At 37.4% G+C, this 15,729-nt stretch carries 12 protein-coding genes and 1 pseudogene; 12 read left to right on the top strand and 1 reads right to left on the bottom strand.

Annotated features, from left to right (window positions below):
- A pseudogene (locus AC27H3_RS05585) lies at positions 1-460 on the top strand (transposase); the annotation flags it as partial.
- Between the two features lie 295 nt (positions 461-755).
- Here AC27H3_RS05585 and AC27H3_RS05580 read toward each other — a convergent pair.
- On the bottom strand, positions 756-2,210 hold the full coding sequence (locus AC27H3_RS05580; RefSeq protein WP_487104417.1) for a M28 family metallopeptidase: 1,455 nt from the start codon (positions 2,208-2,210) through the stop codon (positions 756-758).
- 260 nt (positions 2,211-2,470) lie between these two features.
- Between AC27H3_RS05580 and AC27H3_RS05575 the strand changes: the two genes are divergently transcribed.
- The 11 genes from AC27H3_RS05575 (at position 2,471) to AC27H3_RS05525 (ending at position 15,722) form a co-directional block, all read left to right on the top strand.
- Entirely contained in the window at positions 2,471-3,742 is a 1,272-nt protein-coding gene (locus AC27H3_RS05575) for an NRAMP family divalent metal transporter (protein ID WP_487104415.1), read from the top strand.
- A gap of 158 nt (positions 3,743-3,900) precedes the next feature.
- The gene (locus tag AC27H3_RS05570; protein ID WP_487104423.1) at positions 3,901-4,314 is read left to right on the top strand and encodes a GFA family protein; all 414 of its coding nucleotides are present in this window, start codon (positions 3,901-3,903) and stop codon (positions 4,312-4,314) included.
- Between the two features lie 19 nt (positions 4,315-4,333).
- A complete protein-coding gene (locus AC27H3_RS05565; protein ID WP_487104414.1) occupies positions 4,334-4,810 on the top strand; it encodes a RidA family protein in 477 nt (158 codons plus the stop codon).
- A gap of 405 nt (positions 4,811-5,215) precedes the next feature.
- A complete protein-coding gene (locus AC27H3_RS05560) occupies positions 5,216-5,692 on the top strand; it encodes a GAF domain-containing protein (RefSeq protein WP_487104412.1) in 477 nt (158 codons plus the stop codon).
- A complete protein-coding gene (locus AC27H3_RS05555; protein ID WP_487104410.1) occupies positions 5,692-5,988 on the top strand; it encodes a hypothetical protein in 297 nt (98 codons plus the stop codon). The genes AC27H3_RS05560 and AC27H3_RS05555 overlap by 1 nt, the downstream gene beginning before the upstream one ends.
- Positions 5,989-5,999: 11 nt before the next feature.
- Positions 6,000-6,728: an RNA chaperone ProQ gene (gene proQ / locus AC27H3_RS05550; protein WP_487104408.1), complete on the top strand. Its 729-nt coding sequence runs from the start codon at positions 6,000-6,002 to the stop codon at positions 6,726-6,728.
- A gap of 15 nt (positions 6,729-6,743) precedes the next feature.
- Complete coding sequence (prc, locus tag AC27H3_RS05545) at positions 6,744-8,780, top strand: carboxy terminal-processing peptidase (RefSeq protein WP_487104406.1); 2,037 nt, start codon at positions 6,744-6,746, stop codon at positions 8,778-8,780.
- Between the two features lie 238 nt (positions 8,781-9,018).
- Positions 9,019-10,476 (top strand): Na+/H+ antiporter NhaC, encoded by a 1,458-nt coding sequence (nhaC, locus tag AC27H3_RS05540; protein ID WP_487104404.1) that lies wholly within the window; start codon positions 9,019-9,021, stop codon positions 10,474-10,476.
- A 113-nt stretch (positions 10,477-10,589) separates the two neighbouring features.
- The gene (pepN, locus tag AC27H3_RS05535) at positions 10,590-13,142 is read left to right on the top strand and encodes an aminopeptidase N (RefSeq protein WP_487104402.1); all 2,553 of its coding nucleotides are present in this window, start codon (positions 10,590-10,592) and stop codon (positions 13,140-13,142) included.
- A 12-nt stretch (positions 13,143-13,154) separates the two neighbouring features.
- Entirely contained in the window at positions 13,155-13,370 is a 216-nt protein-coding gene (locus AC27H3_RS05530; RefSeq protein ID WP_487104400.1) for a DUF2835 domain-containing protein, read from the top strand.
- 306 nt (positions 13,371-13,676) lie between these two features.
- A complete protein-coding gene (locus AC27H3_RS05525) occupies positions 13,677-15,722 on the top strand; it encodes a DUF1302 domain-containing protein (RefSeq protein ID WP_487104398.1) in 2,046 nt (681 codons plus the stop codon).
- The last annotated feature ends 7 nt before the right edge of the window (positions 15,723-15,729 follow it).

Here is a 15,729-nt window from a genome sequence, read left to right as displayed (position 1 = left end):
AGCTGCATTATTGTCGTGTATGGCTTATGTCGATTTAAATCCTGTTCGCGCTGCTATTGCCCCTACACCAGAGCAATCAGACTTTACCAGCATACAACTGCGCATTAAAGCCGCAATTAAAGGGACACAACCCTCGGTATTACTGCATTTTGTTGGAAATGAACAGCAAGATAAAACCACAGGTATTCGTTTTAGCCTTCAAGATTACTTAACATTGGTGGATGAAACGGGCCGAATACTCAGAGACGACAAACGTGGAGCGATTAATTCAGAAACCACCGAGATACTGACTAGATTACACATCAGTGATGAAAGCTGGATGAAACTGACGACGAACTTTGAAAAAATATTCACAGGTGCAGTCGGAAGTGCTGAGCATTTGTGTGCATTTACAGAGCATGTAGGATTACATCGAACGCACGGTCTAGCCAATGCTAAAGCTTGTTTAAATAGCGCATAGTACTATTTTTACGCAAATTATATTGATGTTTCCTTAGTGGGGGCGGGTTTATTGCGGCTAGTATTCAGTGGGATGAGCGCATATCGTTAAAAGATTGCTATTCAGCGCCAAAAACTTAATAAACCACCCCCAACTTTCTGCAGATAACTACTCATTATTCTATGATTATGGATTGTATTTATTATGGCTGGCCTAATAACCAGCCTGGTGAGTGCAGCGAACCATCAACCTCATAATTTGGGTGATGATAAGCTATCGCAATAACATTTTTCACTCAATAAAAATAAAGAAGTGGCTATTTATAGCCACCAAACGAGCCTGCGGGGCCAGGAAAAACGATCGGGCTTTCAAAGCCATCTTTTGAAACACTGCTTACACCAAAGAAGTAGTTATCAATAACAATGTTTTTCAACTCAAACTCGCTTACATCACCAACATATTGGCTATGTGTCCAAGTTGGCTCAGTGGTTAAGCGCCAATGCACTCGATAACCTGCTAAGTTTTCTGCCAATTTACCTTCAGGGCGTTGCCAAGTTAAGGTTGTTGATGCTTTAACGGCACCTGAAATTTCAGTATTGGCAGGAGGTGCAGGAGCCCAGGCCATAGCTGCCATGGTTACAGCATTTAACGAAGTAAGTTTAGCATTAAAGTCAAAATCAACGCCCGATATCACATCACCATATGCTCGACCATTTTCTGTTCGAAGATCTTGGTGTTGACGATCGTAATGCTCATTTGTTTCCATAATGCGAACAGCAGGGTATCCAACGGCGTTAAAAGGGCGGTGATGTCCGCCTCGGCCAAATCTATCGAGTCTATAAACCATCATAACGTCTAAATTAGGAATGTATTTATCGGCAATTTGGTCAATATAACGGGCAACGTTTCGTGAAGGCGAATCAACTTCACCGCCGGTAAAACGGCGTTTTCTAGCTTCTTCTGGAGTTTCAACAAAGCGAACACCTTCCGAGAATACGCGTGCAGTGGTGTTATTAATAACGCCATTAATACCAGAGATATTGCCAATCATGTCGTTGTTAATTACTGCTTCAACACGCCAGCCTTCTTTTTTAGCGATACCGGCCATAATTTTACCACCAAATAAACCTTGTTCTTCACCTGATAGAGCAGCATAAACAACGGTACCGGCAAACTTATATTTTGAAAGTACTCTTGCTGTTTCAATAACACCAGCAACACCCGAAGCATTATCATTTGCACCTGGTGAAGCACTGGTAAAATCAAGCGGATCTGACACGCGAGAATCTATATCGCCTGACATAACAATATAGCGGTTTGGATCAAGCTGCCCACGTTGAATCGCGATTACATTAACAACCTCAGTTGGATTAGGAATACGCTTTTCACCAGAAAATGTTTGTTTTTGATAGATAACTTCTAAACAACCACCACATTGTGCTGATATTTTATCAAACTCAGATTTAATCCAACGTCGTGCAGCGCCAATACCTTGTGTGGTTGATTCTGTTTCAGAAAGGGTGTGTCGCGTGCCAAAGCCCACTAACTCAGTAACATCACTTTTAAGTCGACTAGCACTAACTTGTTGTTGAATTTCGCGCAACACCATTTGTTCACTAGGTGGCACGACAACATTAGCTGCGTATGCAGGGATCAGTGCGCTGATGGCACAAAGTGCTGTTAATGTTTTACGTGGTTTGTTAGTTAATGCTGAAATAGCAAATGAGAATGAAAAATTTACATTCTTAGTAAATAGAGTGTTGATAAACATAACATGAGCCTACTATGGTTTGTTATTATAATGACATTAAAAGCCTACCATAGTTTCTTTGATTAACGAGTGCATTCATCCTATTAATATTTCAGCTCAACTTAAATGATAAAATCTAAGTATTTAAAACGGATATGAAAAAGTAATTTATATTTGAATAAGGTTAAATTATATTGCTGAAAATTAACTAATGAAAATAGTTTGCACTATACCTTTGTAAACATTAAGTTATTGTGAATTGTAATTTACCTTTGGTTTTTATGAAATTTTCTAAAATATTCGCACTTTTAGGCCCAGGTATTGTTTGGGCTGCCACCAGTATTGGTGTTTCACATATTGTACAAGCAACAAGAGCAGGTGCCGATTTTGGCTTCGCCTTATTAGGTTTTATTATTCTTGCCCATGTTGTTAAATATCCCTTTTTTTTATTTGGCCCTAAATATGCTGGTCTTACTGGTAAAAGCTTACTCGATGGTTACAAACGGGTAGGTAACTGGGCCTTCTATTTATTTTTATTTCTCACCTTTGTTACCATGTTTTTTGTGCAATCAGGTGTAACCATAGTTACCGCAGCATTAGCGATGAACTTGTTTGGTGACGTACTCTCTTTATCACAATGGGCGGCGCTTGTGCTGGGTATTGTTTGTGCAGTATTGCTTATTGGTCACTATAAGTTATTGAGCAACTTATTGAAGTGGATGATGTTAATTTTAGTTATCGCAAGTGTTATCGCCTGGTTTGCTGCCATTAATAGATTAGGTTTTACGCCTTCAGGTCATGCACCTGTTATTTCAATTACCTCAGCGGCAAGTATCGCCTTTATCGTAGCCCTTATCGGTTGGATGCCAACCGCGATAGAAGTATCGGTCTGGCATTCTATTTGGACCACATCACGGGTTGAAAAGCCAAGTGAAATGTCGGCAAAAAATGCCACTATAGACTTTAATATTGGCTACTGTACAAGCTTTTTATTGGCCGTTATTTTCTTATGGTTAGGCGCGTTATTAATGTTTGGTCAGGGCGAAGGGTTTGCGCAATCAGCTGCGGCGTTTGCCGGACAGTTGGTGGGTATTTATAGCACAGCGTTAGGTGAGTGGAGCTGGTTATTGATGGCACTGGTCACTTTTATTGCTTTATTCTCTACCACATTTGCTGTTGCTGATGGCTTTCCACAAGTTTGGAAACGTGCTGTTTTACTGGCAAATAGCGAGACAAACGCAGTAGCATCAAGTAAGACAGTACAAAGCAAAGCGAATAAAGCTTATATCATTTCTTTGGCATTATTGGTTGTTGGCAGTTGGTGGGTTATTAGTGATTATAGTGCTGATATTAAAGCACTACTTGATTTTGTTACTACGGTATCTTTTGTCAGTGCACCCATATATGCGTGGCTAAATTATAAAGTCATGATGGGCACAGATGTTGACGAAGAATGCAAGCCTCAAGGCTGGTTTAAAGTGTATACCTTAATTTGTTTAACGGTATTAACGTTATTTAGCCTGTTTTTCTTATGGTGGAAATTTTTATCTTAAAGTTGGTTTATAAATAAGACTAATTTTATTCGCGAGATTAACCATTATGTGATGTTATGTGATGTTATGTGAATAGTTGAATGGTTGAATTTGTTTATTGCAAATAACACAAACAAGAGGCTATTAAGTCTCTATGTACTAGTAGAGTAAAAATAATGATACATATTAACGGCAGTTGCCATTGCGGTGAAATAACCTTCGAAGCAGAGGTTGACGAAAACAAGGTGATATTATGTCATTGCCTTGATTGTCAAAAACTATCGGGTACCGCGTTTAGAAGTGTGGTTATCTCAGAGCCCAATGGTTTAACTTTTACTAAAGGTAAAACCAAAGAGTATATAAAGGTAGCAGAAAGTGGCAATAAACGTGCACAAGGTTTTTGTCAAAACTGTGGTAGTGCAATTTATGCAACTTCAGAGGAACCTACAAACCGAGTTTATGGCATAAGAGCAGGTTGCATTGAACAACGCAATTTACTGATACCTAAAAGCCAAATTTGGCATAACTCGGCGGTACCTTGGCTTGACGAAATATCAAATATTCCTGCGTTTGAAACAACACCGATTAAATAATTAATTAGGATAATTTGCGATGAAAAAAATTAGCATTATGCTCTGTGCCATAGCGCCGTTGTTATTGAATAACATGGTCTGTGCCAAACAACTAGAAAATGTAGGTTCTGAGCCTAAAAATGTTGAATTTTTAAATACAAAACCGGCATCAAAGAAGCTACCTTTTTCTGAGGCAGTGCGTGTTGAAAACACCTTGTATTTATCAGGCCAAATAGGCTTAGATCCTAAAACAAGTAAACTGGCAAAAGGCGGTGTTATTGCTGAAACTAATCAAACGTTAACGAATATACAACAAGTGCTGAAAAGTCACGGGTATGGCATGGAAAATGTTATAAAATGCACTGTTATGTTGACTAATATTGCTGATTTCGCTGCATTTAACCGAGTTTATACACGTTTCTTTTCACCACCATACCCAGCTAGAAGTGCATTTGCGGTGAACAAACTTGCTTTAAATGCGACTGTGGAGGTTGAGTGCATTGCTAGCACTCATTAATGGATTGTATTTAGCCAATACTATAAATATTTTCTTCATTTAATTATCTTAAAAGTAAAACAGAGTGTTATCACTCTGTTTTTTATTTTATCTGCAATATTTTTTCATCTAATGTAAATACGTGTATCTAATTAATTTAGCGTTAGCATTCCTTTAATTATTGTTTACTTAACATTAGGGGGTGTAATCGATTTTGTACCGAAAAAATCAACTGCTCTTGTTTGTCTGTTTTGTTTTAAAACTCCCTGTAAAAGGGCAAATTAATTTACTACACCAGCTTTGAAGCGAATATTTGGCATTAAACTACAATAAATTCACATATAATTGCTAATTGCTGCTGATAGCGCTTTAATTTAAGTCGCTATCAAGGTATGTTATGCGTTTTTATTCTAGGCATGATTATTAATGAGCAAAAATACTTTCTATCGTGACTTGCATTCACAGACTAAAGCATTGATCAGCGACGAATCTGATGTTATTGCGAACATGGCAAATGTTAGTGCTTTATTATTCGAGCATTTAGCCGATGTTAACTGGGTTGGCTTTTACAGAATGGTAGACAATGAGCTTGTACTTGGTCCATTCCAAGGTAAAGTTGCCTGTATTCGCATACCGGTAGGCCGTGGTGTTTGTGGCACCGCAGTAAGTGAAAACAAAGTACAGCGCGTTGCCGATGTACATGAATTTGATGGTCATATTGCTTGTGATGCTACGACTAATTCTGAAATAGTATTGCCCGTAACCTTGAACGATAAAGTAATAGCAGTACTTGATATAGACAGCCAAGCCTTTAATCGCTTTGATGCTGACGATCAAGCAGGATTAGAAAAAATAATTAGTTTATTTGAAAATGTAATGATCACGCATGGCGTGTTAAACTAATGAAAGAATTTATTGTTATTCATGATTATCTTGTATCGGAAGCTGTTGTTGGCGATTGGGATGGTCAAGAAGAAGAAGTCGCTGAGCGCATAAATGAGATCTATCATACCGTTTATGACTTAGCAGAAGAAGATATTGCGCCAGAGGAACTCGAGCAATTGCTTGCTTTGGTGTGGGATACGTGGATAGGGCAAGAAGCCTTAGCTGAAATCGAAAGTGAAGATATTTATGATTGGTGCCGACATTTGTTGGAAAATCGTGAACAATATCTTGCAGATCAGAATCAAAATTTTTAAAAGTTGTATTTATGGAAACTAAAAAAGAAAGCGAAGTAAAAGTAGTAGCAGACGAAGTAATTGAAACTACGACAACTGCTGATGCAGAAGTTAAGCGAATTAGCACAAAAGAAATTATTGCCTATTTGGCTGAAAAATTTCCAGCATGTTTCTCTATCGAGGGCGCTGCTAAACCATTAAAAATTGGTATATTCCAAGATTTAGCAGAAAAGTTAGCGGGTGATGAAACCGTTAGCAAAACTCGCTTACGTCAAGCACTGAGACATTACACAAGCAGCTGGCGCTATTTAAAAGCGATTAAGCTAGATGCATACCGTGTTGATATCGATGGTAACGACGATGCTAAAATTGATCAAGAACAAGCTGATTACGCAAGCAAAACACTTTCGGAAAGCCAAGAGAAATTTGGTAACAAAAAACCTAAAGACAAAGCTGCAAAAAAACCTTATAAAGGTAGCAATACTAAGGGAACTAAACCTGCGGCTAAAGACTCTACTGATAGTAGCCGTAAAGAAAAGTTCAATTCGGTTAAATCAACCAAGCGTGCTGTTACTAAACCTGCTGTTAAACTTAAGCCTGTTGAAACAAGTAATGTTGTTGTCGGCAAAAGTATTAAAGTGCAATTAGGGCAATCATCAATGGACGCTGTTATTACAGAAGTTTCAGGTAAAGATGTTAGCGTACAATTAAACTCAGGTATGGTTGTTAAAACACAAGTTAAAAATATTTTTACAGAATAAATTTGGAGTAAGTGAATGCATAAATTTTGTCGTTTAGCTGTTGCGGTATCGTTGTCACTTGCCAGCATTTCAATATTTGCTGACAGTAAAGAAGACAACTTAGCTTTGCCTGTATTAGCGCCTGAAAGCCAACACGCTACATCTACTAAGCGAATAACGGCGCAATTTACGCGTGCACACTACAAACAAATAAAAATTGATAACATATTATCTGAGCAAATATTTGATCGTTACATTAAGCAGCTTGATTATGCTCGTAATGTGTTCCTTGCTTCAGACGTAAAGGCATTTGAGCAATATCGGGATGAATTTGACACGGTAATTTCACGTGGAAAACTTGATATTGCTTATGAAATTTATAATCTTAATCTACAACGTCGACTAGAAAGATATGAATATGCTTTGAGCTTATTAGAAAGCGAGAAGCCTTTTAATTTCGAACTTGACGAATATTATAATTTTGATCGTGAAGAAGCGCCATGGGCTACCTCAACCGATGAGCTTAACGAACTATGGCGCAAAAAAGTAAAGTACGACGCCCTTAATTTGACGCTAGCCGGCAAAGAGTGGGAAAAAATTCAAGAAGTACTAGGTAAACGCTACCGTTATGCGATTAAACGTTTAAAGCAAAGTGAAAGCGAAGACGTATTTCAAGTTGTGATGAACAGTTTTGCTCGTGTAGTTGAACCACATACATCTTATTTGTCACCACGAAATGCTGAAAGATTCCAAATGGAAATGAACCTATCTTTAGAAGGTATAGGGGCAGTATTACGTGCAGAAGAAGATTATACTGTTATACAAAGTGTTGTATCTGGCGGTCCTGCAGACAAGTCTAAAGAATTAAAACCTAAAGATCGCATTGTAGGTGTATCACAAGACGATAAAGAGTTTGTCGACGTGATTGGCTGGCGCTTAGATGATGTTGTAGAGCTTATTAAAGGCCCAAAAGGCACTAAAGTAAGACTACAAGTTTTAGGCGAAGAGTCAGAAGACGATAGCACGATTAAAGTCGTGTCAATCATCAGAGATACAATTAAACTTGAAGACCGTGCAGCTAAATCAGAAGTGTATTATGAAAATGAAGCGGATGAAAACACTAAAAAATTAGGTGTTATCACCATTCCAAGTTTTTATAACAATCTTTCTCGTGATGTTAAATTAGAAATAGCTAAGCTTAAAGATGAAAACGTGTCAGGCATTATAGTCGATCTACGTGGCAATGGCGGCGGCTCATTAACAGAAGCGACATTACTAACCGGCTTATTTATTGATAAAGGCCCAGTTGTTCAGGTACGTGATGGTGCTAATCGTGTACAAGTGAATAGTGATAAAGACGGTATTAGCTTTTACGAAGGTCCATTAACGGTCATGGTTGACCGATACAGTGCATCAGCTTCAGAAATATTTTCAGCCGCGATTCAAGATTATGGCCGAGGCGTTGTGGTGGGTGAGCATACTTTTGGTAAGGGTACGGTTCAACAACATCGTGGTTTAGGCCGCGTTTATGACCTTTATGAAAACCCTTTTGGTAGTATCCAATTTACTATTGCTAAATTCTATCGCATAAATGGAGGCAGCACTCAACACCGTGGTGTATTGCCTGATATTGAATTTCCATCAGCAATAGACCCAGCTGATTGGGGGGAAAGTAAAGAAGAGAATGCGCTGCCTTGGGACCAAATTCCACAAGCTCGTTACAATAAACTTAAAGATATTAGCCAAGATGTTACTTATTTAAGTTCATTACATAGTTCGCGCGTTGCAAACAATAAAGAGTTTAACTATTTGCTTTCTGACATTGCAGAATACAAAGCAGAAAAAGATGATAAAACTATTTCGTTAAATTTAGTAAAACGGAAAGAGAAAAAAGAAAGCCGTAAAGCCAAGCAACTAGCTCGTGCGAATGAACGTTTAACTTTGATGGGCAAAGAAAAAGTTTCTGACTTAGATGATTTACCAGATGATTTAGAAGAGTTAGATCCATTTTTAGATGAAACTGCTAAAATTACTTTCGACTTGGTCTCGTTGGGTAAAGTTGTAAAAAAATAGTACTTTTTATGAGCACATGTTAAAACCACCTTCTGGTGGTTTTTTTATTTTAGAATAACTTTGCTATATTTTTACTTATAATTGGTGCATAACTATTCTGAAGTTTCCTTATAAACAAAGGGCTAGTTAGCGATAAATTGTTCGAAAAAACTTGCACTATTTGGCAACAGTCGGCATCTTACTACCACAAATAATTTAATCACTATAATAACTAAGATAATAAGGTGTAAATTTATCTATGTCTGATCCTCAATCAACTCGACCACCTTCTATGTTGGATTCTTTAATTCCAATTTTTGTGCTCATTTGTTTACTCATAGCCGGCGTTACTTTCTTTGGAGATAGCTCATCTTCTGGACCTAACCAAATTGCCTTGTTATTGGCTACCGGTGTAGCTGCCGTAATAGGGCTTAAAAATGGCCATACCTGGCATGCTATGGAGAAGGCTATTATTCATGGCATTTCAATATCTCTAGGTGCAGTACTCATTTTATTAGCTGTAGGTTCATTAATTGGTACCTGGTTATTATCTGGCACAGTGCCTACCATGGTTTATTACGGGTTAAAAATTATAGACCCAAGTTGGTTTTATGCTGCAACATGCCTAGTGTGCGGTATTGTTGCAATGAGCATAGGTAGTTCTTGGACAACTGCTGCAACTGTTGGTGTTGCATTTATAGGTATTGCTGGTGGATTTGAGCTCTCTACATCAGTAACCGCCGGTGCTGTAATTTCAGGCGCTTACTTTGGTGATAAGCTTTCACCTTTATCAGAAACCACTAATTTAGCACCCGCCGTAGCTGGTAGTGATTTATTTGAACATATTCGTTATATGCTTTGGACAACTATCCCGTCTATTACTATTGCATTGATTCTTTTTCTTATTATAGGTTTTAATCACTCTTCAGCAGAAGTTGGTAGCACAGATAGCATAGCGTCATTAACCAGCACGCTTGAAAATACATACAACATTTCTATTTTAAATTTAATTCCCCTATTTATTTTACTGGTTATGGCCTATAAAAAAATGCCAGCATTTCCAGCTGTTGCAATAGGTGCAGTCATTGGTGCCATTTGGGCATTAATTTTTCAACAAGAATTAATTTCAGCGATGGCGGCAGAGGGCGTAGAGTCAACTAAAGCCGTTATTATGGTGGTTTGGACCGCTTTTTTTGATGGCGTAGTTGTAGAAACCGGTAATAGTGAAATTGATCAACTATTAAGTCGAGGTGGTATGTCAGGTATGCTAAATACCATTTGGTTAGTTGTTACAGCGTTAAGCTTTGGTGCTATTTTAGAGCACTTAGGTATGTTGAAAAAATTTGTCGAAACAATTTTAGCGAAAGCTAAATCAATTGGCAGTCTAATAGCAAGTACGGTGGCAACGTGTATCGGTACCAATTTAATTACTGCTGATCAATACATGGCAATTGTAATGCCTGGAAGAATGTATAAAGAAGAGTATAAAAAACGAGGTTTACATCCAGTTGTACTTAGTCGAACTTTAGAAGACTCAGGTACTATTACCTCTCCTTTAATTCCATGGAATACTTGTGGTGCTTTTATGTTTGGCGCAATGGCATTAACTTCTTATGACTATATATTTTATTGTTTCTTTAACTTAATTAACCCTATATTAGCCGTGACATATGCGTATTTGGGCTTTAAAATTAAAAAAATAGTAACAAGCACATAATATATATTAAATATAAATAAATATTCACAAAGCCTGTTTATTACAGGCTTTTTATTACCTGTTAAAAATGCAATTTACTAATAGGTAAATTATGCAATCTATTGAGGATACACATGAGTGACTTTGCCCCAAGATATTTAGCTGACTATAGCGAATCAAACTTTTCAATTTCTACAGTCGAACTAGATTTTAAATTAGACGAAACTAAAACCCGTGTTACTAATCGTATGAAAATGACCCGTAAGGTTGAGACCAAAGATCCCCTAATTCTTGATGGTGAACATTTAACGCTTTTGTCCGTATTAATAGACGATGAGATATTATCAAGTGATGATTATCAACTAAGTGATAACAGTTTATCTTTGGTGGTAGACAAAGCCGAGTTTACGTTAGAAATTATTACTGAAATTAATCCACTAGATAACACCGCGCTTGAAGGGTTATTTAAATCTGGCGATGCTTATTGTACACAATGTGAAGCCGAAGGTTTTAGACGCATTAGTTATTATTTGGATCGCCCAGATATTATGGCAACGTTTACCACCAAAGTTATTGCAGACAAAAATAAGTTTCCATTTTTATTATCCAATGGTAATAAAATTGCAGAAGGAGATTTACCTTCTGGTCAGCACTTTGTGCAATGGCATGACCCATTTCCAAAACCCTGTTATTTATTTGCTTTAGTTGCTGGTGATTTTGATATTTTAAAAGACAATTTCACTACCAGCTCAGGGCGTGATGTTGCTTTAGAGATATTTGTCGATAAAGGCAATGTGAATAAAGCACATCATGCCATGGCATCATTGAAGCATTCAATGAAATGGGACGAAGAAACTTTCGGGCTCGAATACGATCTTGATATATATATGATCGTTGCCGTTGACTTTTTTAATATGGGCGCAATGGAAAATAAAGGTTTAAATGTATTTAACAGCAAATTTGTTTTAGCTGATGAAACCAGTGCAACAGATGTTGATTATTTTAATGTCGAAGCTGTTATTGCCCATGAATATTTTCATAATTGGACAGGTAACCGAGTTACTTGTCGAGATTGGTTTCAATTAAGCCTAAAAGAGGGTTTAACGGTATTTAGAGATCAACAATTTAGTGCTGATATGCATTCTGCTGCTGTTAATCGTATTCAAAATGTTCGTGTATTGCGCTCGCTACAATTTGCTGAAGACGCAGGGCCAATGGCGCATCCGATCAGACCCGAAAAAGTAATAGAAATGAATAACTTTTACACCCTAACGGTTTATGAAAAAGGTGCAGAAGTTATTCGTATGATCCATACCTTGTTAGGTGCTGATAAATTCAGAGCAGGCATAGATTTATATTTTAAACGTTTCGATGGTATGGCAGTAACATGTGATGATTTCATCAGTGCAATGTCAGATGCTTCAGGTGTCGATCTAAACCAATTTAAGCATTGGTATACGCAATCTGGAACACCAATAATTAATGTGAATGAAAGCTTTGATGATAAAACATCTGAATACACACTTACTTTAGCGCAATCGAATGGAGAAAATCCTGCATTACATATTCCCGTTGGCATAGAATTAATTACGGCTAAAGGTGAACAGAATCAATCAACCTTGTTGCAATTAACGGAAAAAGAACAATCTTGGACCTTTAAAGGTTTTAGCCAAAAGCCCGTATTAGCTTTGCTAACGGGTTTTTCAGCGCCTGTTAAAGCCCCCTTTAGCCAACCGGATCAAGATCTACAAATTATAATGACAAGAGCAACAGATGAGTTTTGTCGTTGGGATGCAGGGCAAAAGCTGTTAACTACTTACATTATGCAGTTATTACATAATCCAGCGTTAGTACTGCCTGAAAGTTTATATAGCGCATTTGTTGAAATTTTAAATTCTGACATTTCAGAGGCTTTTAAAGCTGAACAGTTAACGTTGCCGAGTTTTAGTGAATTAGCCGATAGTATTGATGAAGTTGACCCGATAGCTTTACTCAATGCCATTGAAAATATTCAGCATCAAATAGCCAATAAACTAGCACCTTTGTTGTTAAAGCAATACAAAAAAAATATACAAACTGACTATGCTAATGATGGTAAAGCTATTGGAAAACGCGCATTAAAAAACATCTGTTTAAGCTATTTAACACGTTTAAATGATCATCAAAATTTAGTAACTCAGCAGTATAAAAGTTCAAATAATATGACAGATACATTGGCTACACTTAGCTGTGCAGCAAAAAGCTCTCATGAAAAACTTAATGAGATGATGGTAGATTTTGAAGGAAAATGGCAAGACATAACACTCGTTATGGATAAATGGTTCGCCATTCAAGCCAGTGTTAATGATGAGTCTATATTCGACAACTTATCGAAACTTATTGCACATCCGTTATTTAGTTTGAAAAACCCAAATAGAGCGAGATCGCTTATCGGCGCATTTGTCAATAATAACCCACGTTATTTTCATTGTGCTTCAGGCAGAGGATATCAATTTTTAATTGAACAATTAATTAAACTTAACGATATAAACCCGCAAGTAGCGTCTAGATTAATAACACCATTGATACAATTTAAGTCTTTTGATCAAGACAGACAAATTATGATTAAAGCTAAGCTTGAACAGTTAGTTAAGCAAGAAGAACTTTCTAAGGATTTAAAAGAAAAACTTGATGCGGCACTAGCGTGACAGGAAACCTGAATGAAGTATTACTTTTACTTGAATATAACTAATCAGGAGTATTTACCTTATTATCAAGGGCGAATTCAATCGATTGTAGTGATGTCAGAGCAGGGCGTTAAAGTTGAGTTTCCAGCTATGCATTTACGAAAGCACCTCACAGGAACAGGTATAAAAGGGCATTTTTGTATACAAACACTCAACAATAAATTTTTGTCATTAGATAAAGTATCTTGATTAGAGTTTTTGCTTTAAACAGTGGTCAGACCATACTAAGCTAAAAGTACTGGGTTACAATTACTTTGTCGAAGACTATTTCTGTTCCCTAGTTAATAAATTTAGCTTAAATACTAGTCGTTTAAAACAAGTGTTTTAAACGGCTTTTTATTCTCATCAGATGACTTAACTCAAGTCTTTAATATAAAGGGCTTTAACTGTTGTTTTAGCGCTTGCCACATGATGTAAATGATGTAATTATTGTTTCATACCATGATAGATGGATATAAAAATAAAAATGCAGAATTACATTTGGGGAGAAATGATATGAAACAGAACCTTCGCAACGGCTTTTACAAGAAGCCACTTGCTGTCAGCATTGCCGCCGCCTTAATTACATTGACTAGTGCTAATGTTCAGGCAAAAAACTTTCAGTTAGGGAACTTCGATATCAGTTTCGATTCTACCTTCTCTGCAGGCACAAGTTGGCGTGTAGAAGATAGAAATTGGAATGATAATGTCGGTAAATCTAACAATATTAACAATGGCTTTGATTTTAGCCAGTATCATCCAATACTTAATGTAAATCCTAATGCCGCTACAGTTTGGGATGGCGCTGGAGGTTATTCAACCAATGGCGATAACGGTAACCTTAATTACGATTCAGGTGAAAGTTTTTCAAAGTTAATTAAAGGCTCACACGATCTAGACATTCGTTATGACAACGTTGGTTTTTTTGGTCGTGCGATGTATTTCTATGACTTTGAAATGGTCGACGGTGAAAGAGCTTGGACGAACCCAAGTTCAGGTGTAGTCAATGACCCTTGTCGTGATGATGAAGCACGTGATCAAGTTTGTCGTGATGTTCGTGTTTTAGATGCTTTTGTTTATGGTGATTTTAACCTAGGTGAAATGCCATTTTCTGTTCGCGTTGGTCAGCAAGTAATAAGCTGGGGTGAAAGTACACTAATTTCACACGGTATCAGTGAGCTCAACCCTGTTGATATCTCTCGTCTTAAAGCCCCAGGTTCAGAGTTAAAAGAAGCGTTTATTCCTTTTGGTGCTGTTTGGGCATCTTTAGGTGTAACTGAAAACTTTAACGTTGAAATGTTTTATCAATATAACTGGGAAAAAACGGTATTACCGGCCCCAGGAAGCTATTTTTCAACTAATGACTTTGCTGGTGACGGTGGACAATTTAATAACGTACAATTGAACTTCGCCAGTAACCCAGATATGGATCTTGATTCACTTATTACCAATTTAAATGGTTTAAGAGCACAAATTCTAAACGGCAACCTTGCATTGGCTGATGCCGGTAGTGCTTATGTTGGTGGTTTCCCAACTAAGTTAACGCTACGTGAAGAGGGTGCTGAAAACGATCCTGAAGATGGTGGCCAATATGGTTTACGTTTATCTTGGTATTTACCAGAGCTAAATGATACAGAAATTAGCTTCTACCACATGAATTACCATAGCCGTCGTCCTGTATTTTCTGGTGTAACAGCAGATTTTACTGCTGAAGCTTTAGCGCATGATGTTGGTATGTTAGCTTCTACAGAAGTTACCTATGATAACTATACTGATTTAAAAGCTTTTTCACGTGTAGAGCTTGATTATATTGAAGATATTAAGCTTTACGCTTTAAGTTTTAACACTGCCGTTGGTACAACATCTGTTGCGGGTGAAATAACTTACCGTCAAGACGAACCTTTGCAAATTGATGATGTTGAATTGTTATTTGCGGCGATGCCACAACAATTAGCGAATAACTTAGGTCGTACAGAGTTAGATGGTATTTCACAAATGCCAGTATTTGCCGGTGGAGAACGTGCAAACGGTTATATACTGTCTGATACGTTACAGGCACAAATGACGTTAACTCACCTTTGGGGCCCAAGCTTTGGTGCGAGCCAATTCGTAACATTGCTAGAAGTTGGTGCCATTGATATTCAAGATATGCCAGATCAAGACGTTTTACGCTTGAATGGTCCTGGTACCGCAAGAAACGGTGGTGTTGCAGGCAAAGAAGGTTTGGAGTTAGCTTTACAAGATGGTGTTGAAACCAACCCATTTCCAAGTGCATTTGCTTGGGGATATCGTTTTGTAGCAAAACTTGATTATAACGATGTATTTGCTGGCATAAACGTTTCACCAAAAGTTGTGTTTTCACATGATGTAAACGGTATAACACCGGATCCTTTATTTTTGTTTGTTGAAGATAGAAAGTCAGTCTCGCTTGGTTTAGGTTTCGATTACCAAAGCCGTTGGTCAGCAGACTTAAGCTACAACAGCTTCTTTGGTGGTGTAGGCACGACCAATCAAATGGAAGATCGCGATTATGTATCTTTTAACATTAAGTATTCAATTTAAGGTTGTA

It is taken from the genome of Colwellia sp. NW0002-52-1, assembly GCF_057550865.1.
Note: the sequence above shows the minus strand (reverse complement) of the source record. Positions and strands in the feature narration are given on the sequence as shown.